The 25,843-nt window shown below is 69.9% G+C and carries 21 protein-coding genes; 12 read left to right on the top strand and 9 right to left on the bottom strand.

What is annotated here, in order from left to right; all coding sequences use genetic code 11:
- The first annotated feature begins 1 nt into the window (after position 1).
- From IMW82_RS10175 to IMW82_RS10160, 4 genes are all read left to right on the top strand, one after another.
- A complete protein-coding gene (locus IMW82_RS10175; RefSeq protein WP_199909833.1) occupies positions 2-2,320 on the top strand; it encodes an MMPL family transporter in 2,319 nt (772 codons plus the stop codon).
- Positions 2,304-2,732 carry a phosphotransferase gene (locus tag IMW82_RS10170; protein ID WP_108471829.1) on the top strand — a complete coding sequence of 143 codons (429 nt, stop codon included), beginning with the start codon at positions 2,304-2,306 and terminating at the stop codon, positions 2,730-2,732. Before IMW82_RS10175 ends, IMW82_RS10170 begins: the two co-directional genes overlap by 17 nt.
- A 16-nt stretch (positions 2,733-2,748) precedes the next feature.
- On the top strand, positions 2,749-3,486 hold the full coding sequence (gene fabG / locus IMW82_RS10165; RefSeq protein WP_108471828.1) for a 3-oxoacyl-ACP reductase FabG: 738 nt from the start codon (positions 2,749-2,751) through the stop codon (positions 3,484-3,486).
- 62 nt (positions 3,487-3,548) lie between these two features.
- Positions 3,549-4,079, top strand: a complete 531-nt coding sequence (locus IMW82_RS10160; protein ID WP_108471827.1) for a hypothetical protein — start codon at positions 3,549-3,551, stop codon at positions 4,077-4,079.
- A 17-nt stretch (positions 4,080-4,096) separates the two neighbouring features.
- Here the strand turns inward: IMW82_RS10160 and IMW82_RS10155 are convergent, their stop codons facing one another.
- The 3 genes from IMW82_RS10155 to IMW82_RS10145 are packed head-to-tail and all read right to left on the bottom strand — an operon-like array spanning position 4,097 to position 6,836.
- Positions 4,097-4,852 (bottom strand): glycosyltransferase family 2 protein, encoded by a 756-nt coding sequence (locus tag IMW82_RS10155; RefSeq protein WP_108471826.1) that lies wholly within the window; start codon positions 4,850-4,852, stop codon positions 4,097-4,099.
- Positions 4,849-5,646, bottom strand: coding sequence for a beta-ketoacyl synthase chain length factor (locus IMW82_RS10150; RefSeq protein WP_108471825.1), 798 nt, complete (start codon positions 5,644-5,646; stop codon positions 4,849-4,851). Before IMW82_RS10150 ends, IMW82_RS10155 begins: the two co-directional genes overlap by 4 nt.
- Entirely contained in the window at positions 5,643-6,836 is a 1,194-nt protein-coding gene (locus IMW82_RS10145) for a beta-ketoacyl-[acyl-carrier-protein] synthase family protein (RefSeq protein WP_108471824.1), read from the bottom strand. The genes IMW82_RS10150 and IMW82_RS10145 overlap by 4 nt, the downstream gene beginning before the upstream one ends.
- Before the next feature lie 134 nt (positions 6,837-6,970).
- Here IMW82_RS10145 and IMW82_RS10140 point away from each other — a divergent pair, with 134 nt between their 5' ends.
- Positions 6,971-7,675: a YdcF family protein gene (locus IMW82_RS10140; RefSeq protein ID WP_108471823.1), complete on the top strand. Its 705-nt coding sequence runs from the start codon at positions 6,971-6,973 to the stop codon at positions 7,673-7,675.
- Between the two features lie 99 nt (positions 7,676-7,774).
- The gene (hemF, locus tag IMW82_RS10135; protein ID WP_108471822.1) at positions 7,775-8,677 is read left to right on the top strand and encodes an oxygen-dependent coproporphyrinogen oxidase; all 903 of its coding nucleotides are present in this window, start codon (positions 7,775-7,777) and stop codon (positions 8,675-8,677) included.
- A 9-nt stretch (positions 8,678-8,686) separates the two neighbouring features.
- Here hemF and IMW82_RS10130 read toward each other — a convergent pair whose 3' ends face one another.
- Positions 8,687-9,358, bottom strand: a complete 672-nt coding sequence (locus tag IMW82_RS10130; protein WP_108471821.1) for a hypothetical protein — start codon at positions 9,356-9,358, stop codon at positions 8,687-8,689.
- A 154-nt stretch (positions 9,359-9,512) separates the two neighbouring features.
- Here IMW82_RS10130 and gpmA point away from each other — a divergent pair, with 154 nt between their 5' ends.
- On the top strand, positions 9,513-10,256 hold the full coding sequence (gene gpmA / locus IMW82_RS10125; protein ID WP_108471820.1) for a 2,3-diphosphoglycerate-dependent phosphoglycerate mutase: 744 nt from the start codon (positions 9,513-9,515) through the stop codon (positions 10,254-10,256).
- A gap of 100 nt (positions 10,257-10,356) precedes the next feature.
- Positions 10,357-10,902 (top strand): DUF1453 domain-containing protein, encoded by a 546-nt coding sequence (locus tag IMW82_RS10120; RefSeq protein WP_108471819.1) that lies wholly within the window; start codon positions 10,357-10,359, stop codon positions 10,900-10,902.
- 30 nt (positions 10,903-10,932) lie between these two features.
- On the opposite strand, the gene IMW82_RS10115 is transcribed toward IMW82_RS10120, so the two are convergent.
- From IMW82_RS10115 to IMW82_RS10100, 4 genes are all read right to left on the bottom strand, one after another.
- Complete coding sequence (locus IMW82_RS10115; RefSeq protein ID WP_108471818.1) at positions 10,933-12,237, bottom strand: amidohydrolase; 1,305 nt, start codon at positions 12,235-12,237, stop codon at positions 10,933-10,935.
- 94 nt (positions 12,238-12,331) lie between these two features.
- On the bottom strand, positions 12,332-14,152 hold the full coding sequence (locus IMW82_RS10110; protein ID WP_108471817.1) for a sensor domain-containing phosphodiesterase: 1,821 nt from the start codon (positions 14,150-14,152) through the stop codon (positions 12,332-12,334).
- A gap of 84 nt (positions 14,153-14,236) precedes the next feature.
- Positions 14,237-15,355 (bottom strand): cell division protein ZapE, encoded by a 1,119-nt coding sequence (gene zapE / locus IMW82_RS10105; RefSeq protein WP_108471816.1) that lies wholly within the window; start codon positions 15,353-15,355, stop codon positions 14,237-14,239.
- A 38-nt stretch (positions 15,356-15,393) separates the two neighbouring features.
- Complete coding sequence (locus IMW82_RS10100) at positions 15,394-16,083, bottom strand: alpha/beta hydrolase (protein WP_108471815.1); 690 nt, start codon at positions 16,081-16,083, stop codon at positions 15,394-15,396.
- 30 nt (positions 16,084-16,113) lie between these two features.
- Between IMW82_RS10100 and IMW82_RS10095 the strand changes: the two genes are divergently transcribed.
- Complete coding sequence (locus tag IMW82_RS10095) at positions 16,114-16,707, top strand: ACP phosphodiesterase (RefSeq protein ID WP_108471814.1); 594 nt, start codon at positions 16,114-16,116, stop codon at positions 16,705-16,707.
- 181 nt (positions 16,708-16,888) lie between these two features.
- On the opposite strand, the gene IMW82_RS10090 is transcribed toward IMW82_RS10095, so the two are convergent.
- Positions 16,889-17,410, bottom strand: coding sequence for a c-type cytochrome (locus tag IMW82_RS10090; RefSeq protein ID WP_108471813.1), 522 nt, complete (start codon positions 17,408-17,410; stop codon positions 16,889-16,891).
- Positions 17,411-17,890: 480 nt separating this feature from the next.
- Here IMW82_RS10090 and IMW82_RS10085 point away from each other — a divergent pair, with 480 nt between their 5' ends.
- The 3 genes from IMW82_RS10085 to IMW82_RS10075 all read left to right on the top strand — a co-directional run bounded on the left by IMW82_RS10085 (position 17,891) and on the right by IMW82_RS10075 (position 25,772).
- Positions 17,891-19,132 (top strand): efflux RND transporter periplasmic adaptor subunit, encoded by a 1,242-nt coding sequence (locus tag IMW82_RS10085; RefSeq protein WP_108471812.1) that lies wholly within the window; start codon positions 17,891-17,893, stop codon positions 19,130-19,132.
- 103 nt (positions 19,133-19,235) lie between these two features.
- Positions 19,236-22,475 (top strand): efflux RND transporter permease subunit, encoded by a 3,240-nt coding sequence (locus IMW82_RS10080; protein WP_108471811.1) that lies wholly within the window; start codon positions 19,236-19,238, stop codon positions 22,473-22,475.
- Positions 22,476-22,634: 159 nt separating this feature from the next.
- Entirely contained in the window at positions 22,635-25,772 is a 3,138-nt protein-coding gene (locus tag IMW82_RS10075) for an efflux RND transporter permease subunit (RefSeq protein WP_211004374.1), read from the top strand.
- Positions 25,773-25,843: the final 71 nt, after the last annotated feature.

The following is a 25,843-nucleotide window of genomic DNA, read 5'->3' as shown; positions in this document are numbered from 1 at the left end:
CATGCGCGTCGGCGCCCGCGCGACGCTGCTGGTGCTCTGGCTGCTGGCGCTGGCCGGGCTGGGCTGGATGGTCAGCCAGCGGCTGCGCGTCAGCACCGACCTGCGCAGCTTCATGCCCGCGCCGACCACGCCGGACCAGCGCCTGCTGATGGAGCAGGTCGGCGAAGGGCCGGGTTCGCGCTTGCTGCTGCTTTCCATCCATGGCCAGTCCGATGAACGGCTGGCCGCGCTGAGCCAGGGCCTCGCCGCCGCGCTGAAAAAGGACCCGCGCTACAGCCAGGTGCTCAACGGCAACTTTGATCTCGGTGCGCTGGACGCCAGCTTGCTGCCCTACCGTTACCTGCTGTCGCCCACGCTGGATAAGCAACCACTGGACGAGGCGTACCTCGCCGACCAGCTGCAGCAGCGGCTGGACGACCTGTCTTCGCCCGCCGCCAGCCTGCTCAAGGGACTGCTGCCGCGCGACCCCACGCTGGAGGTGCTGAAGCTGGCCGAACGCTGGGCGCCGGCGAAGTCGCCGGAGCTGCGCGAGGGCGTGTGGTTCTCGCCGCAGGGCGAGGCGCTGCTGCTGGTGCAGACGGTCGCCGCCGGTTTCGACCCCGGCGCGCAACAGCAGGCGATCGACGGCATCCGTCACGCGTTCGCCGCGCTGCCGGCCAGCGCCGGCGCGATGCTCGAACTGAGCGGGCCAGGTTACTTCAGCGTGGTGGCCGCGGCGCAGACGCGGCACCAGGCCGACTGGATCGGGCGCATCTCCACCGTCGGTTTCATCGCGCTGCTGCTGCTGGCGTACCGCAGCTTCGGTTCGCTGCTGCTGTCGGCGCTGCCGATCGCCAGCGCCGCGCTGGCCGGCATCGCCGCGCTGACGCTCGCGTTTCCTGAAGTGCACGGGATCACCCTGGCGTTCGGCTTCACCCTGCTCGGGGTGGCGCAGGAGTACCCGATCCGCGTGCTCAGCCATCGCCGCGCCGGCGAGGACGCGGTGGCCAGCGTGCGTGCGCTGTGGCCGCTGCTGCTGACCGCGATCGCCTCGGCCTGCATCGCCTACCTGGCGTTCTACGCGTCCGGCGTGAACGGGTTGAAGCAGCTGGCGGTGTTCACCATCGTCGGCCTGCTGGTGGCCGGCTTCAGCACGCGCTATCTGCTGCCGCATCTGCTGCCGCGGCGCGTGCGCGACGTGGCCGACATGCGCTGGCTGTTGCAGGCGCGCACCTTCGTCGATCGCCTGCCGCGGCCGCGCTGGATTCCCGTCGTGGTCGCCGCGGCGATCGTGGCGATGCTGGCGCTGGCCCGCGGCCCGTTCTGGCAGGACAACCTCGCTGCGCTGACCCCGCTGCCGCCGGACCTGCTGCAGCACGACGCGCGCCTGCGCGAGGCGCTGGGCGCGCCCGACGTGCGCTACCTGCTGGTGCTGCAGGCGTCGAGCGCACAGGGCGTGCTGGCGCTGTCGGAAACGCTGCAGCCGCGGGTCGATGCGCTGCTGGCGCGGCATGCTGCCGATGCGCTGGAGCTGCCGTCGCGCTATCTGCCCAGCGTGGCCGTGCAGCGCGAACGGCAGGCGAAGCTGCCCGACCGCGCCACGCTGCAGCACGCGCTGGACGAGGCGTCGCAGGGCCTGCCGTTCCGCGCCGACCTGTTCCAGCCGTTCGTCGACGATGTGCAAACCGCGCGCGGCTTGCCGCCGCTGACGCCCGCACGCTACGCACAGACGCCGCTGGGCCAGCGCCTCGCCGCGATGCTGGTCGAGCGCGATGGCCACTGGCTGGGCCTGGGCACGGTCAGCGGCGTGCACGACGTGGCCGCGCTGCAGGCGCTGGGCGCAGGCACGTATGGCGCGGTGCGCCTGCTCGACCTGAAGGCCGCCTCCGAATCGCTGGTGGTCGACTACCGCACGCGCATCCTGCAGGCGCTCGCGGCGGCCGCGGTGCTGCTGGTGCTGACCATCGCACTGGCGCTGCGCAGCCTGCGCCGCGCGTGGCACGTGCTGGCGCCGATGACCCTGGCCACCTTCCTGGTGCTGGCGGTGGAGCGCGTGGCTGGCGTCGAGATCTCGCTGTTCCACCTGGTCGCGCTGATCCTCGCCGGCGGACTGGGCCTGCACTACGCGCTGTTCTTTGAGCGCGACACCGGCGACGCGGCCGAGCAGCGGCGCACGCTGCACGCCACGATCGTCTGCGTGCTGTCCGCGCTGCTGGTGTTCGGCATGCTGGCGTGGGCGACGATCCCGGTGCTGCGCGCGATCGGGCTCACCGTGAGCCTGGGCGTGGCCTTCCACTTCTGCCTGTCGATCCTGATGGCGCCGCATGCTCGACAAGACTGACTGGGCGCAGCTGATCCCGCACGCGGGCACGATGTGCCTGCTCGATGCAGTGCTGGCCTGGGACGAGCGCACGATCCACGCCACCAGCGCCAGTCACGCGCGCGCGGACAACCCGCTGCGCGGCGAACACGGCCTGCACGCGGTGCACCTGGCCGAATACGGCGCGCAGGCGATGGCGGTGCACGGTGCGCTGCTGGCGCGCGCGCATGGCAGCGTCGGAGCACGCCCCGGTCGGCTGGTCAGCCTGCGCGAGGTGCAGTTGCACGAAGAATATGTCGATCGGCTCGATGGCCATCTGGACGTCCATGCCGAATGTCTCTACGCCGCCGCGGGTGGCGCACAATACGCGTTCCGCGTCGAACATCGTGGCCGCCTGCTTGCCAGCGGGCGGGCGGCGGTGATCCATCCCTAAGCCTGAGGCGCCCGTCATGTCCTCGATTCCCACCTCACGTCGCGCCCTGGTCACCGGCGGCAGCGGCGAACTCGGCGGCGCGATCTGCCACGCGCTCGCCGCGGCCGGCTGGCAGGTGATCGTGCACGGCCACCACAGCCTGACCCGGGCGGAGGAAGCCGCGGCGGCGATCGTCGCCGGCGGCGGCCGCGCGCAGGCGGTCGCCTTCAACGTCACCGACGCGGAGGTGACCCGCGCGGCGCTCGACGTGCTGCTAAGCGAAGGGCCGATCCACGCGCTGGTCAACAACGCCGGCATCCACGACGACGCGCCGATGGCCGGCATGAGCGACGCGCAGTGGCGCCGGGTGATCGACGTCTCGCTGCACGGCTTCTTTCACGTCACCCAGCCGCTGCTGCTGCCGATGGCACGCGCGCGCTTCGGCCGCATCGTCTCGATCGGCTCGGCGGCGGCGCAGCTGGGCAACCGCGGCCAGACCAACTACGCGGCGGCGAAGGCCGCGCTGGTGGGCGCCAGCAAGTCGCTGGCACGCGAGATGGCCTCGCGCGGCGTCACCGTCAACGTGGTCGCGCCCGGCGTGATCGAAGGGCGCATGGCCGAGGCGGCCTTCCCACCCGAACGCATCCGCGAACTGGTGCCCGCGCAGCGCGCCGGCAAGCCGGAGGAAGTCGCCGCGCTGGTCGCCTTCCTGTGCTCGGACGCGGCCGGCTACATCAACGGCCAGCTAATCGGCGTCAACGGCGGCATGGGCTGAGCGGCGGCGAGCCGGCATACTGCGCGGACGGAGCCAGGGGGCTCCATCATGGAGGATGTTCGATGCGCAAGACTGTTCTTGTTTCCGCCGCTTTGTTGTGCGGCGTGTTTTCCGTTGCCCATGCCGCCGACAACAACGCGGCGATGCCAGCCGCGGTGAGCGTGCCGGCGGTGGTTCCTTTCGCGCAGGATGCGGTGATCGCCGGTGCGGTCAAGCGTGAGTGCCAGCTCGGTGAGAAGCTGTCCGGCTTCATCAAGAAGTACGGGCAGGAGAAGGGCGTGACGGTGACGCAGGTGGCGCAGGCCAGCGCCGGTTCGACGGGCCGCGCGCTGGTAGTGGAGATCACCGACTCGGTGGCCGACGGCAACGCGTTCATCGGCCACCATACCCACACCACGGTGAAGGGCCGGCTCTACCAAGACGGCGCCGAGGTGGGCAATTTCATCGGGCGGCGCAATTCGATGGGCGGCGCGTTCGGCGGCTTCAAGGGCAACTGCTCGGTGCTCGGGCGCACCGTCAGGGCGCTCGGTGAAGACATTGCCGGCTGGCTGGCCCAGCCCGGCAAGGACAGCATGCTCGGCGACCTGGAGTAATCGTTCGGCCCGCCGGATCAGCCGGCGGGCCCGTCGACCACGAGCGGCACGCCGCGCGAGCGACGATAGCTGCGGATCACGTGGCCGTAATGGACTACCCGGCCGATGGTGTAGGTGGTGATGCGGGTGACGTCGCGCACCGGCTTGAGGTGACTGGGACGGAACGCACCGTGATAGCGCGAGGCGATCGGCACCGAGACCACGCCGAGCTGCTTCTCGCGCGAGGCGGCGATCAGGATCGCCGCCTCGAACACGAAGTTCTCCGCCGGCAGGTCGACCAGTGCCAGCGCCGCGCGCGGGTACCAGCGCTGCCCGCTCTGGGTGTCGGCCACCGGCTGTGCGCAGGCCCACGAGATGCCCCAGTCGGCCACCGCGTTGGCGCGGCGGCGGCCCTTCGGCTGCTGCTCGCGGTCGAGCAGGCGCGCGCCGATCACGATGTGCCCCGGGTAGCGTTGCGCGGCGGCCACGATGTGCGGGATGTCGGCGGCCAGGTGCTGGCCGTCGCCGTCCATGGTCAGCACCGCGTCGTAGCCCTGCCGCAGCGCTTCGCGAAAGCCGTGGCGCAATGCCTCGCCCTTGCCGCGGCGCGTGTCGTGGCGCAGCAGGGTCACCGGCAGGGCGGCGACGATCTCGGGCGTGCGGTCGTCCGAGCCGTCGTCGATCACGATCACCGGCGCGCCCAGCGCCAGCACGGATTCGAGCACGGACCGGATCGCGGCTTCCTCGTTGAGGCAGGGAATCAGCACGCACCAGCGTGCAGCGGGGATGTTCAAGCGACGGACTCCATGTCGATGTGCAGCGCCAGTGTAGCGGCGGCGGCCAGTTGGCAGTGGCCGCCACGGCCGGTGGCGAGCAGGGCCAGCAACGGCAGGCTCGACGCCGACGGGTTGCCCGCGCGCCAGCCGGCCAGTGGCTCGGGCAGCGGCGCGTCGGTCGCCGCGCGCGGCTGCAGGTCGAGGTCGAGCCGGGCCAGCGTGGCGGCGCCGGCCTGCGGCGCCAGCACCAGCGCGCAGCCGAAGGGCTGGCGGCAGCCGGTGACTTCGTCCAGCGGGCCACTGCCGGCGGTGTCGCTGCACACCAGCAGCACCGGGCGCTGTTCGGCCAGCACCTGGCCGGCCGCCTCCAGCAGGCCGGCACCGAAGCTCTCACGCTGGGCGCAGACCGCGATGGACGGCGCATGGCAGCCGGTGGCGATGGTCCAGTAGCCGACCGCGGCGTTGTGCACCGAATTGTGGAAGCGGGTTGGCGACAGCTCGGTCGGCGCCTGCGCCAGGGTGGCGCACATGTAGTCGGTGATCGCCTGGTCGCCGTGCGCGGAGGCGAACACGCAGGCCAGCGTGGCGGCGTCGCGGCCGCTCATCGCCAACGCCTGGCCAGCCGCCTCGATCGCCAGCAGCACGCTTTCCGGCGCGCGGCGGCGCTCGTTCGGCGGCAGTGTGGCGGCGGCGGGCCGCGTTGCCGGCGGCCCCGGCGTGGTGCCGGCAAGCAGGCTTCGCAGCGCGGCGAAGTCGGCCAGCAGCGGCGACCACAGGCCGACGCCCTCGACGTGGACGCGCAGTGCGCTCATGCGGCGAATCCCGCGCGGGCGAACGCCAGGCAGGCGTTGTTGCCGCCGAAGCCGAACGAGTTGCTGAGCGCCACGTCGACGCGCCGGCGTTCGTTGCGCCAGGCGAAGTGCGCGCCGCAGATCGGATCGGGCGTGTCGCCGCCGAGGTTGCCGGGCACCAGGCCGTGTTCGATCGCCTGCAGCGCGATGGTCGCCTCGACGATGCCGGCCGCGCCCAGCGTGTGGCCGGTGTAGCCCTTGGTCGAGCTGGCCCGCGTGCGGGCCGGAAAGACGCGGCCGACCAGCGCCGCCTCGACCTCGTCGTTCTTCTGGCTGGCGGTGCCGTGCAGGTTGATGTAGTCGACGCGGGCGGCGTCGAGACCGGCGCGCGCCAGCGCGTCGTTCAACGCCAGCTCGGCGCCGAGGCCGTCTGGATGCGGGGTGGACATGTGGTGCGCGTCGCTGGCCTCGCCGTAGCCGAGCAGCCGTGGCGCGTCGGGCGCCATGTCGGCGCGCTCCAGCAGGGCGAAGCCGGCGGCCTCGCCGATCGAGATGCCGTTGCGCGCGGCGTCGAACGGGCGGCACGGTTCGGGCGACACCAGCTCCAGCGCGTTGAAGCCGAACAGCACGCTGTCGCACAAAGTGTCCACGCCGCCGACCACCGCCGCATCGACCAGGCCGAGCCGGATCATCCGCTCGGCGCTGGCGAACACCTTGGCGCTGGACGAGCAGGCGGTGGAGATGGTCAGGCACGGCCCTTCCAGCGCCAGCGCGGCGGCGACGAAGGCGACCAGCGAGTGCGGCGCGTGGATCGCCGGGCGCAGCATGTCATCGGCGAAGCCGCCGTCGGCATCGAGCCGGCGATAGGCTTCCTCGGTGGCGCCGATGCTGGCGGTGGAGGTGCCCAGCAGCAGCGCCACGCGGGTGGCACCGTAGCGCGTGCGCGCAGCGCGAGCGCGTTCGAGGAAGCCGTCCTGGTTCAGGCCCAGCCAGGCCAGCCGGTTGTTGCGGCAATCCCAGGCGGCGAGCGCGGCGGGCAGGGCGGTGTCCTCCACGCCATCGACGCGGCCGATCCAGCACGCCAGCGGCGCGCTGCTGATGTCGTTCGGGCGCAGGCCACTGCGGGCGTGTTCGAGCGCGTCGCGCTGTGCGGCGAGGCCGCTGCCCATGGCGGACGTGGCGGTGTACGCGGTGATCGCGAGGGGTGGCATCGGGGAAGGCATCAGGAAAGCGTAGCCGGCACCCCCGCGGATGCCTAGCCTGCGCGGGGCGGGCGTTCAGCCACCGAACGGGCGCGGGCAGCGCGCTGCGGCTATGCTGGCGCATCCCCGCTCCGCACTTCCCCGTGTTGCCGAATCCGTCTCCACCACGCAACCCCTGGCGCTACCTGCGTGACCGCGACGTGCAGCAAGCCGCGCTGGTGACCATGCTGGCGCTGGTGCTCAGTGCGGGCCTGGTCTGGCTGGGTTACCTGATCCACGTCTGCCGCATCGCCCTGCGCAGCCCGCTGGCGCCGCCGCGGCGGATGGTGACGCTGGTGTTCGGCCGCCGGCTCGTGCGCGATGCGCCCGAGCACGACTACCAGCAGCGCCTGCGCCGTGCACTGACACTGGCCGAACAGCGACAGACCGGCCACCTGCTGCTGCTCGGCGGCTGCAGCGGCGGCCAGTGCAGCGAAGCCGCTGCCGGCCATGCCTGGCTGCGGTTGCACGGACTGCCCGGCGAGGTGCAGGTGGAGCTGGAACAGGAGTCGGTCGACTCGCTGGAGAACCTGCGCCACGCGCGCCGCCTGCTGCTGACCGAGGCCGGCGATGCCGGGCTGCCGCCGGTGGCGCTGGTGACCAGCCGCTATCACCTGGCGCGCTGCCTGCTGCTGGCGCGTCGGCTCGGTTTCGACGGTACCCCGGTCGCCGCCGAGCCGGCGTTGCCGCGGCAGGGCCGCTACCTCGGCCTGTTGCTGCTCGAGGCCAGTTACCTGATGTGGATCGACCTGGGCCTGCGCTGGGCGCAGCTGATCGGGCATCGGCGGATGGTGGCGCGGATCAGCTGAACTGCCAGCTGATCTGGCTCAGCCCGGCGCGGCGTGGCGCCGCAGGAGCGGGTGTCGGCAGCTTGCTAAGCTGGCCGCCTGAAATCAAAGGACGAAACGATGAGCGAGCAAGCCAGCCAGGCCGAAACCTTCCTGCGCGAACTGCAGGACCGCATCTGCGCGGCGATCGAGCAGGCTGATGGCGGCGCGCGGTTCACGGAAGACGCCTGGACGCGCGCGGCCGGTGGCGGCGGGCGCACCCGCGTGCTGCAGGGTGGTGCGGTGTTCGAGCAGGCCGGGGTGAATTTCTCGCGCGTGCACGGCCACCAGCTGCCGCCCAGCGCCACCGCGCACCGGCCGGAGCTGGCTGGCGGCAGCTTCATCGCCACCGGCGTGTCGCTGGTGCTGCACCCGAAGAACCCGCACGTGCCGACCACCCATGCCAACGTGCGCTACTTCGAGGCCAGCAAGGAAGGCGTGGAGCCGGTGTGGTGGTTCGGCGGCGGCTTCGACCTCACCCCGTTCTATCCGGTGGACGAGGACGTGCGCCACTGGCACACGGTGGCGCGCGACCTGTGCGAACCGTATGGCGCGGACGTCTATCCGCGCTACAAGCAATGGTGCGACGAGTACTTCTACCTGAAGCATCGCGACGAGACCCGCGGCATCGGTGGACTGTTTTACGACGACATGAACGAAGGCGGCTTCGAGCGCTGCTTCGACTTCACCAAGGATGTGGGCCAGGGTTTCCTCGATGCCTACCTGCCGATCGTGGCGCGCCGCAAGGCCATGCCATACGGCGAGCGCGAGCGCGAATTCCAGCTGTACCGCCGCGGCCGCTACGTGGAGTTCAACCTGGTCTACGACCGCGGCACCTTGTTCGGCCTGCAGTCGGGCGGGCGCACCGAGTCGATCCTGATGAGCCTGCCGCCGCGCGTGCGCTTCGAGTACGCGTACCAGCCGGAAGCCGGCTCCGCCGAAGCGAAGCTGGCCGATTACCTGAAGCCGCGCGACTGGGTGTAGGCACCGGCTTTACGGCGTGGCGCCACTGAACTTCTCCGGCGTGGCGCCCTTGACCGGGCCGATCTGCGCGCTGTCGCTGACCTTCAGTACCACCTCGCGGCGGAACTCCAGCGTGCCCTGCACCACGGCGTGCGGGCCGATCACGATGGTCGGCTTGCGCTCGCTGCCCCAGTGGAACCAGCCGTTGTTCGGCTTGTCGACCAGGATGCCGCCCTCGACGCGCGAGTTGGCGCCCACCGTGACGTCGCCGCTCACCGTACCGATGCCGCCGGCGACGTGGGCGTCGTCCAGCACGATGGCGCCGTTGACGTTCTCGACCCGGCCGCCGATCTCGGCGCCCGGGGCCAGGTGGATGCTGCCGTTGACCGCGTTCACCTTGCCGCTGACCCGGCTGGCGCGGCCCAGGCTGATCGCGCCGTTGACCGTGCCCAGTTCGGTCGCCTGCGCCTTGTCGCCCAGCTCGACCTCGCCGTTGACGGTGCTGGCCTCGTGCACGCTGGCGCCGCCGGCGATGTGCACTGCACCGTTGACCGTGCTGACGTCGCCGACCTGTTGGCCGGCTTCGACCTGCACCGAACCGTTGACTTTGCTGATGTCGTTGTCACGCGCACTGGCCAGCGGCGGCAAGCCCAGGCCCAGCGCCAGCGCGGCCAGGATGAGGATCGTCGGGAATCGACGCATGGCAGTCTCCTTGAGTCTTCAGTGGATGTGTGTAAGCACTAGGATGCAGCCACCGGGCCAAGGGTTGGGCATGACCTGTGGCAGGGGCCGCATTTGACGCTGCCGGGGCCGGACTGCACCATTCCCGGTTTACTCATCACTGTTGGGCGCTCCCATGCACAAGCTCGTCCTGATCCGCCACGGCCAATCGCAGTGGAACCTCGACAACCGTTTCAGCGGCTGGGCCGACGTCGACCTCACCGAACAGGGCATGGCCGAGGCGTGCGAGGCCGGTCGCCTGCTACGCGAGGGCGGTTACACGTTCGACGTGGCGCACACCTCGGTGCTCAAGCGCGCGGTGCGCACGCTGTGGGGCGTGCAGGACGCGATGGACCTGATGTGGATCCCGGTGCTCACCGACTGGCGCCTCAACGAGCGCCACTACGGCGGCCTCACCGGCCTGAACAAGGCCGAGACCGCGGCGAAGTACGGCGAGGACCAGGTGAAGGTCTGGCGGCGCAGCTACGACATCCCGCCGCCGCCGCTGGAGCGTGCCGCCAACGAGTCGGTGCACGACCCGCGCTACGCGGCGCTCGACTCGAAGGACATCCCTGACACCGAATGCCTGAAGGACACCGTGGCCCGGGTGCTGCCGTACTGGCACGAAGTGCTGGCGCCGGCGATCCGCTCCGGCCAGCGCGTGCTGGTCGCCGCGCACGGCAATTCGCTGCGCGCGCTGGTGAAGTACCTGGACGGCATTTCCGACGAAGCGATCGTGGAGCTGAACATCCCCAACGGCGTGCCGCTGGTGTACGAGTTCGACGACGAACTGAAGCCGCTGCGCCATTACTACCTCGGCGATGCCGACGCGATCGCGGCGAAGATGGCCGCGGTGGCGAACCAGGGCAAGGCGAAGTAGCACGCCGCGCTGCTGCCGCACGGGCGAAGGGTGACAAACGTCAGTCGTCAGCCATTTCGCGGCCGACTATGCTGGGCACCATCCACCCGGTGAGATGCCCATGCCCGCCCACCTGACCCAATATCTCGTGATGCTGCCGCTGCTGGCCTGGATGGTGTGGCGGCGGGTGAGCCGGCAGTTCGGCCGCCAGCCGATCCGGCGCAAGCGGATGATCTTCCGCATCGTGATGTTCGCGGTCCTCGGCGGTGTGCTCGCGCTCGGCGGGCTCCACCACATTGCGCTGGCCGAGGGCCTCGCCGGCGGCGTGCTGCTCGGCGCTGCGTTGGGCCTGCTCGGGCTGCGCCTGACCCGCTTCGAGGTCGATCCGGTCAAGGGCGACTGCTACGTGCCGAACCCGTGGATCGGCGCGCTGCTGACCGCGCTGCTGCTGGGCCGGCTGGCCTGGCGGATGCTGGTGGCGTGGCCGCAGATGCAGCAGGTGCCGGCCGCGCCCGGCGCGATGCCGCCGATGGCTTACGCCGCCAGCCCGCTGACCATGCTGGTGATCGGCCTGCTGGTCGGCTACTACATTGCCTACTTCAGCGGCCTGCTGGTCCACCATCGCCGCTTCCAGCGGATGCAGCAGTCCGGCACGACCGCGGCGTAGCGGCGCCTTCGCATCCCCGGGCTGCCGCCGTCAGGACCTGGGCGTGCCGAGGTAATCCAGGCTGGCCTGCAGCATCGAGGCCATGCCGATCTTCAGCGCGCCCTCGTCGAGGAAGAATTTCGGCGAGTGGTTGGCCGGCGCTTTCGAGGCGTCCTGGCCGGCTGGCGTGGCGCCGACGAAGAAATACACGCTCGGCACTTCCTGCGCGAAGTAGGCGAAGTCCTCCGAGGCCATCCACGGCTTCGCCTCGATCACGTGCCCGGCGCCGATCGCGGTGGCGATGCTGGCTTTCACCCTTGCGGCCAGCGCGGGGTCGTTGACCAGCACCGGGGTGCTGTCGCCGACCGGGATCTGTTCCTCCACGGTGGCGCCGTTCGCCGCGGCGACGTGTTCGGCGATGCTTTTCAGGTTGTCGATCGCCTGCTGGCGCATGCCGGCGTCGAACGTGCGCAGGGTGCCTTGCAGCTCCACCTTGTCCGGCACGATGTTGTAGCGCGAGCCGCCCTCGACGATGCCGAAGCTGAGCACCGCCGGCAGCGTGCCGATGTCCAGCTTGCGGCTGACGATGGTCTGCGCGGTGCTGATGATCTCGGCGGCGGTGACGATCGGGTCGACCCCGTTCCACGGCATCGCGCCGTGGGTCTGGCGGCCGTGCACCACCATGCGGAACCAGTCCGAGCCGGCCATCGTCGGCCCTGGCCGCACCGCTACCGTGCCCACGTTGAGCGCGCTGACCACGTGCATGCCGAACATCGCGTCCGGCTTGAACTGCCGGAACAGGCCCTCCTTCAGCATCAGCGCAGCGCCGCCTTCCTCACCCGCCGGCGCGCCTTCCTCGGCCGGCTGGAACACGAACAGCACCGAGCCGTGCAACTGCTTCTTCATCCCGGCCAGCGCCTGCGCCATGCCCAGCAGCATGGCGGTATGCGCGTCGTGGCCGCAGGCATGCATCACCCCGACGGTCTTGCCGCGGTACTCGCCCTTCGCCTTCGAGGCGAACGGCAGGTTCACTTCCTCGGTCACCGGCAGCGCATCCATGTCGGCGCGGAGCGCCAGCCGCGGCCCGGGCAGGTCGCCCTTCAGCAGGCCGACCACGCCGGTGTGCGCGATGCCGGTGTGCACCTCCAGCCCCAGCCGCTTCAGTTCCCGCGCGACCAGCGCCGAGGTGCGTACCTCACGATTGCCCAGTTCGGGATGCTGGTGGATGTCGTGCCGCCATGCGATGGCCTGCGGCAGGGCCTGCTGCGCCAACGCCTGCGCGGCGGAGGCGTCGGCGGCGTGCAACGGTGCGATGGTGGCAGCGGCCAGTGCCAGGGCGAGGGCGGTACGGTACATGGGCGTCTCCGGGGCGGGGAAAGCCGATGGTAACTCGCCACCACCACGCCGGCCCGGCACGATCGCCGTGTGATGCGGGCGGGGCCGCGGCGCTTCAGTCGTGCGGGCGATCCGCCGGCTGCGCCGGCGTGGCAGATGCATGCCGACGCAGCCAGCCGGCCACGTCCGCCGCCGGCAGCGGGTGGGCGATGTGGAAGCCCTGCACTTCGTCGCAGGCCATGTCGCGCACGGCCTCCAGCACGTGCGCGGTTTCCACCCCTTCCATCACCACGCGGAAACCCAGTTCGTGGGCCAGCGCCACCATCGAACGCACCACCGCCGCGTCGTGCCGGCTGGTGTCGAGCCCACATACCAGTGACTTGTCGATCTTCACGCAGCTGGCCGGCATCTGGCGCAGCGCGTCGAGGTTGCTGTAGCCGATGCCGAAATCGTCGATGGCGATGCCTACGCCGGCCTCGCGCAGCGCGGCCAGGTGGCAGCGGTTGGCGTCGCTGTGGCGCATGGCCGTGCTTTCGGTGAACTCCAGTTCCAGTCGCGTCAGCGGCACCGCGTGCCGAAGCGCCGCGGCGGTCAGGCGCGTCTCCAGCGTGGCGTCGAGGTCGGCGCTGGACACGTTCAGCGACAGCTGCACGTCGAGCCCGTCGCGCAACCACGCGGCCAGTTGCGCCAGGCCGTGGTCGAGCACCCAGTCGGTCAGCGAACGCATCAGCCCGGCCTGCTCGGCCAGCGGCACGAACACGCCGGGCGGTACCGCGCCCAGGGTGGGGTGGCGCCAGCGCGCCAGCGCTTCCAGCGCCACGCAGCGGCCGCTGGCCAGCTGCACGCGCGGCTGGTAGTGCAGTTCCAGCTCGGTGCGTTCGGACAGCGCGGCGGCCAGCTCGGTGACCAGGAAGAAATCCTGCCGCTGCCGTTCGTCCTGCGCGCGGTCGTACACGGCCCAGCCGCGCACGCTGTCCTGCGCGACGTGGGCGGCGTTCATCACGCGCCGCAGCGGGTCGCCGCCGCGCAGTTCGTGCGCCTCGACCTTGAGCAGGCCCACGCCGGGCTGCAGGGTGAGCGGCACGCCGAGGCAGTCGATCGGCTCGCGCAGCAAGGCCACGAATTCGTCCAGGCGCGCGGGCAGCAGCTCGTCGTACGGGTGCGCCGGCAGGAGCGCCAGGCGCGCCGTGCCGACCTGGTAGAGCTGCATGCCAGGCGTCATCCACGCCTGCACCCGCGCCGCCACCGCGTGCATCAGCGCGTCGGCGTAGCTGTGTCCCATGGCCCGCACGAAGGCGTTGAAGCGCGCCACCGGGGCCACCTCGACGGCGAGCAGCCAGGCGGTATCGTCCGCGCCGGGCAGGTGCGCGTGCAGGTCGGCGAAGAACGCATTGCGGTGCGGCAGCCCGGTCGCCGGGTCGGTGCGGTCGAGGTAGTGGCGCAGCGCGGCGCCAGTACCGGCCAGCGAGGCGGCGTCGCGCAGCGCGCTGCGTTCGCCGGCGTGGAGCGGGGGATGCGGGCGCCGGTCCACGGCAAACAGCCCGCCCAGCAACTGGCCGTCCAGAGCGAACACCGGCTCGCAGGCGAAGAAGCCGATGGCGGCGTGCGCCGGGTCGGCGTCGGCCGGCAGGAAACGCGCGTCGCTGCGCGCGTCGGGCACCACCTCGGCGACGCCGCGGCGGGTGGCCTGCCGGCAGGCGGCCAGCAGCATGCCGTCCAGCCGGATCGGGTCGCTGTGGCCGGGCGGCGTGTACCAGAATGCACTGCCGTCGGCCAGCAGCAGCGCCACCAGCGGCGTGCCCAGCGTGGTGGCCGCCAGCCGCGACACGGCGTCGAAACCGGGCAGGGCATGCGCTTCGTCCGCGGCGTCGCCGGCTGGCCGCGCGATGCCGGCGCCCGCGTGGAAATCCGCGAGCGATCCCTGCGTCATCTTCATCGTCCCCTCCCGTGCGCGACAGCGTGCTGTCAGCGGTTGCAGGCTACTGCGGCGATGGCGGGGGAGCAATGCGCCGGCGGCGGATCACTCGGGCCGGTGCTCCAGTGCCAGGTATTCCTCGCTCTGCATCTCGATCAGGCGCGACTCGGTGCGGCCGAATTCGGCGCGCAGGCGTTCGCCGTCGTACAGCTCGGTGATCGGCGCGGCGGCAGACAGCACCAGCTTGACGTGGCGGTCGTAGAACTCGTCCACCAATTGCACGAAGCGCTTCGCCGCGTCCTCGCTGTAGACGGTGAATTGCGGCACGTTGGCGACGATCACGGTCGGCCCGGCCTTGGCCAGTGCGATGTAGTCGGCCACTGCGCGCGGGCCTTCGCACAGCGCGGCGAACTCGAACCAGACGATGTCGTCGTCGCGCCTGACGAACGGAATGTCGCGGCCGTTGACGTGCAGGTTGCCGTTTTCCTGCACGGCGCCGCGGGCCTGGCTGGCGAAGATGCGCTCCAGCGCGCGGTGCGCCTCGGCGCCGGGCGGGGTGAGATAGACCGAAGCCCGGGTCAGCGCGCGCAGGCGCCAGTCGTGCGCGGAGGCCATCTCGACCACGTGGCAGTGCCGTTCGATCAGCGCGATCGCGGGCAGGAAACGCACGCGCTGCAGGCCGCCCTGGTACAGGTTCGCCGGCGCGGTGTTGGAGGTGGTGACCAGGCTCACGCCGCGCGCGAACAGTGCGTCGAGCAGGCCCGACAGGATCATCGCGTCGCCGATGTCGTTGACCAGGAACTCGTCCAGGCACAGCACGCGGCAGCGCGCGGCGAGGTCGGCGGCGACCTCGGTCAGCGGGTTCTGCCGCTCACCCAGCGTGCGCAGGTGCTCGTGCACCTCGCCCATGAAACGGTGGAAGTGCCGGCGCAGCACCACGCCGTGCGGCAAGCTGGCGGCGAACAGATCCATCAGGAAGGTCTTGCCGCGACCGACCGTACCCCACAGGTACAGCCCCGGCACCGCTTCGGGCGGGTCGTTGCCGAGCAGGGATTTCAGCCGGCCGAGCAGGCCGTTGCCGCTGGCCGGTTCGGCGCACAGCGCGGCGTGCATGCGGTCGAATTCCGGCAGCAGCGCCAGCTGGGTCGGGTCGGACTCCCAGCGGTGCGCGGCGACGCCTTCGAGATAGCGCGCAGTGGGCGCCAGCGAGGGGAGTTCACTCATGGAACGGACAGGTCTTGGCAGGGGATGGTCGGCGCGCGTCAGGCATGCCGCTTCGGCGGCAACCAGCCATGCACCGCATGCTTGATCGCGCCGCGCAGGTCCATCAGCCGGCGGTGGAAGAAGTGGCTGGTCTCGGGCATGCGCACCAGCTCGGGCCGGGGCTCCAGTGTCTCGACCCAGTCGAACACCGCCTGCGGCTCGACGATCTCGTCGGCCTCGCCCTGCACGATCAGCCACGGGCAGCGCGGCAGCGCGACCGCGTCGAACGGCCAGCGTCCGACCGGCGGTGCGATGCTGATCAACGCATCGGCGCGCAGGCGCACTGCGTTGGCGATGCTCACGTAGCTGCCGAACGAGAAGCCGGCCAGCCACAACGCGTCGTGCGGGCGCATGCGGCGCGCCCAGGCGACCACGGTGGCGAGGTCGTCGCCTTCGCCGTGGCCCTGGTCGTAGTCGCCCTGCGAATTGCCGGCGCCGCGGAAATTGAAACGCACCGTATCCAGGCCGGATTCGCGCAGCGCCCGCTCGGCCATTGTCACCACCTTGTTGTGCATGCTGCCGCCCTCGATCGTCAGCGGATGGCAGATCACCGCCACGCCGCAGCGCGCGCAGGCCGCTTCGGCGACGTCACTGATGGTTTCGAGCTTGCCGGCGGGGCCGTCGAGCATGAAACTGGCGGCGACATCCGGAAAGCCGGCAGGCGCGGCGGGGAGCTCGGTGGGCGTCATGCACGTGATGATAACCGCCGGGCGGTCCGGATGAACCATCTGGCGCATGCGCTGCTGGCAGGCGACGACGAGGCCTTGCAGCTCGGCGGGATGCTGGGCGACTTCGTGCACGGCCAACCGGACGCTGCGCGGCTGCCGCCGCGGGTGATCGCCGGTATCCGCCTGCACCGGGCGATCGACGTCTACACCGACGCCCATCCCGAGGTGCTGACGGCCAGGGCGCTGCTGCCCGCGCCGTATCGACGCTATGCCGGGATCCTGCTGGACATGTGGTTCGACCGCTGCCTGGCGCGGGATTTCCCGCAATGGAGCGTGCAGCCGCTGCAAGAGTATTCGCTCGCCCTGCGCGCGCTGCTGTGGCGGCAGGATGCGCTGCTGCCGCCGGCGTTGCGGCGTTTCCGCGGCTACATGGAGGCGCACGGCCTGCCGGCCGCTTACACCGACGACGTCGTGCTGGGCGAAGCGCTGGGCGGCATCGGGCAACGCCTGAGCCGCGCCAATCCGCTGGCCTCGGCGTTGCCGGTGCTGCAGGAGCGGGAGGTGGAATTGCAGGGGCGCTTCGAGGCGTTCTTCCCGGAACTGCAAAGTTTTGCGCGGGAGTGGATCGGCATGCACTTGGGGTGAGACTTTGCTCCCTCCCCTGCACAGCAGGGGAGGGTTGCTTTTGATCTTCCCTGTAACGTGTAACCCCCTCACCTGAAGGACTCCCTTCGGTCGCCAACCTCCCCCTGCGTTGCAGGGGCAGGGGCCAACGAAAACGCCGCCCGAAGGCGGCGTTTGAAGAAAGCTTGTTGGATCAGGCGATTTACTTCGCCTGATCGGTCAGCCAGTGCACGGCGTTCGTCACCTGTTCGTCGGTGAGCGCCGGGTTGCCGCCCTTGGGCGGCATGAAGTTGCCGTCCGGGCCGTGGTAGCCCTCGATTGCGTGCTTGACCAGGGTGTCGATGCCCTGCGCCAGGCGCGGGCCCCACATGCCCTTGTCGCCGGTCTTTGGCGCGCCGGCGACGCCGGAGGCGTGGCAGCTGGTGCACAGGTGGTCGTAGATCGCCTTGCCGTCGGTGGTGCCGCCGTAGGCGACCTGCGAGGCGGCCGCCTTGGCGGCGGCATCCGCGGCGGCCTGCATGGCGGCGCGGCCGGTGTTGCCGGCATACACGGCGCCGGCAGGGGCGATCCGCGCGGCAACCTGGGCCGGCTGGTCCGGATTGGTTTCCTTCGGCTCGTGGTCGTGGATCGCCAGCGCCGCGAAGATCAGCACCACGGTCAGCACGGCCAGGCCGCCGATCATGATCGAAAACTGGCGCAAGACGCTCTGGTCGGACTTGCTCATGGAACCGCTCACGCACGTACTCCTGTCAGAGGGCAGGGCGGCACGCCACGATGGCGGCCCCGACCTGCCTGAATAGTCTATTGCCGTCGCACCGGTACGATGGCTGCGCCCCGGTGCGGCTTGCCGTGAGTGAGTGCACGGCGTGGGTCACGCTTGTCGTCCGGCCCGGGATCGGGGTCGGACAGGCAAGCAGTCTCCGATTATAAACGAAGCGCGCGACAAGTTTCAGGCCTCCCTTCGTGACGACCCGCCGCGGCAGGTCGCCAGGCGTCTGCGGATGGCCGTGCGGCGGGCGTCGCCCCTGCCATCGGTCATGCCGCACCCATGTCAACCGGCATTGTCCAAATTCGTTGAACTGCCCCTATGCTTTCACCACGAGGAATGCGCGCCGGCAGGGCCTGGCTCGCACCTGTCGTTTCGCCAATGCATGCTGCACAGTCGTGCGCCGGTGGGTCACACCGTCCAGTCCAGGAGTTTTACATGTCGCGTTTTTGGAAGATCGCGTTGATCGTCGTTGCGGTGATCGTGGTGGCGGCGGTGGGCTTTCGCCTGCTGCACAAGCCGGTCCCGGCCGGTTCCGCGTCGACGCAGGCGGCCGCCAAGGGCAAGGACGGCAAGGACGAGACGCCGCCGGTGCCGGTCACCGTGGTGCCGGTGGTCAAGCAGAACGTGCCGGTCTACCTGACCGCGCTGGGCACGGTGCAGGCGCTCAACACGGTCACCGTGAACCCGCAGGTGGGCGGCCAGTTGCTCAGCCTGGAGTTCACCGAGGGCCAGCCGGTGAAGAAGGGCCAGCTGCTGGCGCAGATCGACCCGCGCACCTACCAGGCCGCCTACGACCAGGCCGTGGCGCGCCAGCGCCAGGACCAGGCGCTGCTGGCCACCGCGAAAAGCAACCTGCTGCGCAGCCAGGACCTGGCCGCCAAGGGCTACATCTCCAAGCAGGACCTGGACACCCTGCACAACACCGCCGCCCAGTACGAGGCCGCGGTGGCCGCCGACGCGGCCAGCGTGCGCGACAGCCAGGTGCAGCTGAACTACACCCGCGTGCTGTCGCCGATCGACGGCCTCGCCGGCATCCGCGCGGTCGATCCCGGCAACGTGGTCACCACCGCCAGCGCGATCGTCACGCTGACCCAGCTGCACCCGATCAACGTGATGTTCACCCTGCCCGAGCAGAACCTCGACATGGTGCGGGGTGCCGCCGCGAAGGATGGCGCGGCGCTGCAGGTGACCGCGCTGGACCGCACCGATGCGCACCCGATCGCCAGCGGTGGCGTGCTCAAGGTGGTCGACAACCAGATCGACACCAGCACCGGCACGTTCCGCCTGAAGTCGGAGTTCCCGAACGCGAACAACGAGTTGTGGCCGGGCCAGTTCGTCAACGTGCGGCTGCTGGTGAATACCGTCGATGGCGGCCTGGTGATCCCGGCGCAGGCGGTGCAGCGCGGGCCGGACGGCGACTACGTCTACCAGGTGCAGGCCGACAGCACGGTGAAGATGCAGGCGGTGGCGGTGGCCGGCGAAGTGGGCGACAGCCACGTGATGATCGGCAGCGGGCTCAAGGCCGGCGACCGGGTGGTCACCGAGGGCCAGTTCCGGCTGAAGCCGGGCAGCAAGGTCAACGCGCTGAAGCCGGGCGAAGTGCCGGCGGCGCCGACCGCGGCCGAACTGGAGAAAGCCAAGCAGAACAGCAAGGGTGGCGGTCGCCGTCGCGGCTGAGCGGCCGCGTGCCGACCAGTGCAACGCCACTGCAGTCGTGTGAACCCGGCCGTGTCCCGGCCATGATCGCGGCTGAACCCGCACCTACACCTTACGGATAGCCATGGGATTCTCGACCCTCTTCATTCGCCGGCCGATCGCCACCTCGCTGTTGATGGTGGCGGTGCTGCTGCTCGGCATCCTCGGCTACCGCCAGCTGCCGGTGTCCGCCCTGCCGGAAATCGAGGCGCCCAGCCTGGTGGTCAGCACGCAGTACCCGGGCGCCAGCGCCAACACCATGGCGGCGCTGATCACCACCCCGCTGGAGCGCAACCTGGGGCAGATCTCCGGGCTCACCATGATGAGCTCGGATTCCTCCGCCGGGCTGTCCACGATCATCCTGCAGTTCTCGATGGACCGTGACGTCGACATCGCCGCGCAGGACGTGCAGGCGGCGATCAACCAGGCCAAGGGCACTCTGCCGGGCAACCTGCCGTATCCGCCGGTGTACAACCGGGTCAACCCGGCCGATGCGCCGATCCTTACCTTGAAGCTCACCTCCGACAGCCGCCAGCTGCGCGAGGTGAACGACCTGGCCGACTCGATCATCGCGCAGAAGCTGTCGCAGGTGCAGGGCGTGGGCCTGGTCTCGATCGCCGGCAACGTGCGCCCCGCGGTGCGCGTGCAGGTGAACCCGGCGCAGCTGTCCAACCTCGGCCTCACCATGGAGGACGTGCGCAGCGCGCTGACCCAGGCCAACGTCAACGCGCCCAAGGGCACGCTGAACGGCAAGACGCAAAGCTACTCGATCGGTACCAACGACCAGCTGAGCGACGCGGCCGAGTACAAGAACACCATCATCAGCTACAAGAACAACTCGCCGGTGCGGCTGTCCGACGTGGCGAACGTGGTCGACGGCGTGGAGAACGACCAGCTCGCCGCGTGGGCCAACGGCCAGCCGGCGGTGCTGCTGGATGTGCGCCGCCAGCCCGGTGCGAACATCGTGCAGACGGTGGAGCAGATCCGCCGCGTGCTGCCGGAACTGCGCAGCGCGCTGCCGGCCGACGTGCACCTGGACGTGTTCGCCGACCGCACGGTGACCATCCGCGCCTCGGTGCACGACGTCGAGTTCACCCTGATCCTCACCGTGTTCCTGGTGATCGGCGTGATCTTCGTGTTCCTGCGCCGGCTGTGGGCCACCATCATCCCGTCGGTGGCGGTGCCGCTGTCGCTGATGGGCACGTTCGGCGTGATGGCGTTCACCGGCATGTCGCTGGACAACCTGTCCTTGATGGCGCTGACCGTGGCCACCGGCTTCGTGGTGGACGATGCGATCGTGATGATCGAGAACATCGTGCGCTACATCGAGCAGGGCAGGGACGGCAAGGAGGCGGCCGAGGTCGGCGCGAAGGAGATCGGCTTCACCGTGCTGTCGCTGACTGTGTCGCTGGTGGCGGTGTTCCTGCCGCTGCTGCTGATGCCCGGCGTCACCGGCCGGCTGTTCCACGAGTTCGCCTGGGTGCTGACGATCGCGGTGACCATCTCGATGCTGGTGTCGCTGACGCTGACGCCGATGATGTGCGCCTACCTGCTCAAGCCCGACCAGCTACCGGAGGGCGATGACGCGCACGAGCGCCACGCCGCGGCTGGCAAGCGCACGGTGTGGTCGCGTACCGTCGCCATCTACGAGAACTCGCTGGACTGGGTACTCGATCACCAGCGCCTGACCATGCTGGTGGCCGGCGCCGCGGTGGTGCTCACCGTGTTCCTGTACATCGTGATCCCCAAGGGACTGCTGCCCGAGCAGGACACCGGTCTGATCACCGGCGTGGTGCAGGCCGACGACAACATCGCCTTCCCGCAGATGGAAGACCGCACCAAGGCGGTCGCCGAGGCGTTGCGCAAGGATCCTGCGGTGGCCGGCGTGGCCGCCTTCATCGGCGCCGGCACGATCAACCCGACGCTCAACCAGGGCCAGCTCTCGATCGTGCTGAAGGACCGCGGCGACCGCGCCGGCCTGGACACACTGCTGCCGCGGCTGCAGCACGCGGTGGCGAACATCCCCGGCGTGGCGCTGTACCTGAAGCCGGTGCAGGACGTGACCCTGGACAGCCGCGTCGCCGCCACCGAATACCAGTACTCGCTGTCCGACGTGAACTCGGCCGAGCTGGCCGGCTACGCCAGCCAGATGACCCAGGCGATGCGCCAGCGGCCGGAGCTGGCCGACGTCGACAACAACCTGGCCGACAACGGCAATGCGCTGAAGCTGACCATCGACCGCGAGAAGGCCAGCCGCCTTGGCGTGCCGGTGCAGAGCATCGACGACACCTTGTACGACGCGTTCGGCCAGCGCCAGATTTCCACCATCTTCACCCAGCTGAACCAGTACCGCGTGGTGCTGGAGGTGGCGCCGGAGTTCCGCACCAGCGACGACCTGCTGACCAAGCTCACCGTACGCGGCAACGGCAACGGCGCGCTCACCGGCAGCAACGCGACCAGCTTCGGCCAGCTGAAGTCGAGCAATTCGGCGACCCCGTCGGGCATCGGCAACGCCGGCAACGTCGGCTTCCAGATCGGCGGCGGCGGCACCATCCCGCTGTCCTCGCTGGTCAATGCGCAGGTCACCAGCGCGCCGCTGGTGGTCAGCCACCAGCAGCAGCTGCCGGCGGTGACGCTGGCGTTCAACGTGGCGCCGGGCTACTCGCTGTCCGACGCGGTGGCGGCGATCCACGGGGTCGAGCAGCAGCTGAACTTCCCGCCGCAGGTGCGCGGCGAGTTCGTCGGCAAGGCCGCCGAGTTCACCTCCTCGCTGGGTGATGAAGTGCTGTTGCTGCTGGCTGCGATCGTGGTGATCTACATTGTGCTGGGCGTGCTGTACGAGAGCTACATCCACCCGCTGACGATCATCTCCACGCTGCCGCCGGCCGGCGTCGGTGCCCTGCTCGCGCTGATCCTGTGCGGCATGAGCCTGTCGGTGGACGGCATCGTCGGCATCGTGTTGCTGATCGGCATCGTGAAGAAGAACGCGATCATGATGATCGACTTCGCGATCGAGGCACGCCGCACCGGCCTCAACGCGCGCGACGCGATCCGCCGCGCCTGCCTGCTGCGCTTCCGTCCGATCATGATGACCACCGCCGCGGCGATGCTCGGCGCATTGCCGCTGGCATTGGGCAACGGCATCGGTGCGGAACTGCGCCGGCCACTGGGCGTGTCGATCGTGGGCGGCCTGCTGCTGTCGCAGCTGGTCACGCTGTACACCACGCCGGTGATCTACCTGTACATGGAGCGTTTCTCCGACTGGCTGGCCGAACGTCGCGAGCGGCGCGCGCTGGCCCACACCCAGGCCAGCCGCGCGGCGTGATTCCGCCGCAGTGCCCAGCGCCCTCCCCTGCTCGCAGGGGAGGGTTGGGGTGGGGTCGCTTTTCGCGAAGCCGCACCGATCAACCTTTTCGCGGCCTGGACGTTGAGGGTGGGATGATCCGCCCTTGCACCTTCGTCCGCCCTTGCCACCGTTGAATCCATGAACATCTCCGGCACCTTCATCCGCCGCCCGATCGGCACCTCGCTGCTGGCGATGGGCCTGTTCGTGGCCGGCATGATCTGTTACTTCCTGCTCGGCGTGGCGGCGCTGCCGAACATGCAGTTCCCGGCGATCTTCGTGCAGGCCAGCCAGGCCGGCGCGGATGCCAGCACGATGGCGTCCACCGTGGCCGCACCGCTGGAACGCCACCTGGGCCAGGTGCCCGGGATCGAGACGATGCGCTCGTCCAGTTCCGAGGGCCGCACCTTCGTCTTCATGATGTTCCGCAATGGCACCGATCTGGATTCCGCCGCGCGCGACGTGCAGGCGGCGATCAACTCGGCCGCGCCGGACCTGCCCAACGGCCTCAACGGCGCGCCCAGCTACCAGAAGGCGAACCCGAACGACGATCCGATCATCGCGCTGGCGCTGACTTCGGCCACGCAATCGGCGGCCGACCTGTACAACCTGTCCGACACCTTGCTTGCGCAGCGGTTGCGCCAGTTGCCCGGCGTGTCGTCGGTGGAGATCGCCGGCGCGGCTACGCCGGCGATCCGCGTCGACGTGAACCTGCGTGCGCTGAACGCGATGGGTCTGTCGCCGGACCAGCTGCGCAACGCGCTGAGCGCGGCCAACGTGACCTCGCCGGAGGGCTTCCTGTCCAACGGCACCAGCACCATGGCGGTCAGCGCCACCACCCAGCTGCACAGCGCGGAGGATTTCGCCCAGCTGGTGGTCGCCAGCCACAACGGCACGCCGGTGCGGCTGGCCGACGTGGCCAAGGTCTACGCCGGCCAGCAGGACGCCTACCAGGCGGCCTGGTTCCACGGCAAGCCGGCCGTGCTGATGTACGTCTACAAGAAGGCCGACGCGAACGTCATCGCCACCGTCGACCTGGTCAGGGACCAGCTGCCCACGCTGCGTGGTTACCTGCCGCCGGGCACCGCGCTGACTCCGTTCTTCGACGGCACGCCGACCATCCGCGCGTCGCTGCACGAGGTGCAGGCCACGCTGCTGATTTCGCTGGCGATGGTGATCCTGGTGATGGCGCTGTTCCTGCGCCGTCTCGCACCCACGCTGATCGCCGCGGTGGCGGTGCCGCTGTCGCTGGCTGGCGCGTTCGTGGTGATGTACATCCTCGGCTACACGCTGAACAACCTCACCCTGCTGGCGCTGGTGATCGCGATCGGCTTCGTGGTGGACGACGCGATCGTGGTGATCGAGAACATCATCCGCCACATGGATGCCGGCATGACGCGGATGGAGGCGACGCTCGCCGGCGCGCGCGAAATCGGCTTCACCATCGTCTCGATCACCGCCTCGCTGATCGCCGTGTTCATCCCGCTGCTGTTCGCCGGCGGCATCACCGGCATGTTCATGCACGAGTTCGCGGTGACCCTGGTGGCGGCGATCGTGGTCTCCGCGCTGGTCTCGCTGACCTTGACGCCGGCGCTGTGCGGGCGCTTTCTCAGCGGCCATGCCGCGAAGGAGCAGGCGCCGCCGTCGCGGCTCGCCCGCGCGCTGGACGGCTTCCACGCCAGCATGCTGCGCGTGTATACCCGCGCGCTGAACTTCTCGCTGCGCCATGCGTTGGCATTCTCGCTGACCCCGCTGGCGCTGATCGTGGCCACCTTCTACCTGTTCGGCGTGGTCAAGGCCGGCCTGTTCCCGGCGCAGGACACCGGCCTGATCTGGGGCCGCGCCAGTTCCAGCGCCACCGTGTCGTTTGCCGAAAGCCGGCAGCGGCTGGAGCGGCTCACCGCGATGCTGATGGCCGACCCCGACGTCGCCACCGTGGGCTCGCGCCTGGGCAGCAGCCGGCAGGGCACCAGCGGCTCGTTCAACATCGACCTGAAGACCCGTGCCGACGGCCGCACGGACGACACCTTCGCGGTGCTTGCGCGGCTCAGCGCAAAGGCGGCGAATTATCCCGACCTCAATCTGCGCCTGCGCCCGGTGCAGGACCTGCCCAGTGGCGGCGGTGGCGGCACCAGCCAGGGCGCGCAATACCAGGTCTCGCTGCAGGGCAACGACCTGGCCAGCCTGCAGGAGTGGCTGCCGAAACTGCAGGCCGAGCTGAAGAAGAACCCGAAACTGCGCGATGTCGGCACCGACGTCGACGAGGCCGGCCTGCGCCAGAACATCGTGATCGACCGCGACAAGGCCGCGCGGCTCGGCGTGTCGATCGGCAGCATCGACGGCGCGTTGTACGACGCGTTCGGCCAGCGCCAGGTGTCCACCATCTACTCGGACATCAACCAGTACCAGGTTGTGGTCAACGCACTACCCGAACAAACCGCCACACCGGAAGCGCTCAACCGCATCTACGTGCGCTCCAGTAGCGGCCGGATGATCCCGATCACCGCGTTCGCGCGGCAGCAGCCGGGACTGGCACCGTCGCAGATCACCCACGAAAACCAGTTCACCACCATGGACCTGAGCTTCAACCTCGCCCCCGGCGTGAGCATGGGTGAGGCGATGACGGTGATCCAGACCACCGTGCAGAACATGCGCATGCCCGGCGACATCAAGGTGCAGATGGGCAACGACTTCCGCCGCTTCCAGCAATCGCAGAGCGGCATGGGCTGGCTGATCCTGGCCGCCGTGCTCACCGTCTACATCGTGCTCGGCATGCTGTACGAGAACCTGATCCACCCGATCACCATCCTATCCACCCTGCCGGCCGCCGGCGTGGGCGCATTGCTGGCGCTGTGGATCACCGGCACCGAACTGTCGGTGGTGGCGCAGATCGCGCTGGTGCTGTTGATCGGCATCGTCAAGAAAAACGCGATCATGATGATCGACTTCGCCCTGGTCGCCGAACGCGAACACGGCAAGAGCCCGCTGGAAGCCGCCCGCGAGGCGTGCATCGTGCGCTTCCGCCCGATCATGATGACCACCATGGTCGCCATCCTCGCCGCGCTGCCGATCGCGATCGGCCTGGGCGAAGGCAGCGAACTGCGCCGCCCGCTCGGTATCGCCCTGATCGGCGGCCTGCTCATTTCGCAAAGCCTCACCCTGCTCAGCACCCCGGCGCTGTACGTGATCTTCTCGTGCCTTGCCGAGCGGCGCAGGGCGTGGTGGGCGCGGCGACAGCAGCGCAAGGCCGCGCGGCGGCGGCAGTTGGCAGGGGCGTAATGCGCCGCTGCTCATTGCGGCTTGCCGAGCCATCCGGGGCGGGATCATGACGGTGTCCGTCAGGTCGCTGC

It is taken from the genome of Rhodanobacter sp. B2A1Ga4, from assembly GCF_018101315.1.
Lineage (GTDB): Bacteria > Pseudomonadota > Gammaproteobacteria > Xanthomonadales > Rhodanobacteraceae > Rhodanobacter > Rhodanobacter thiooxydans_A.
This window is presented reverse-complemented; position numbering and strand designations above follow the sequence as displayed.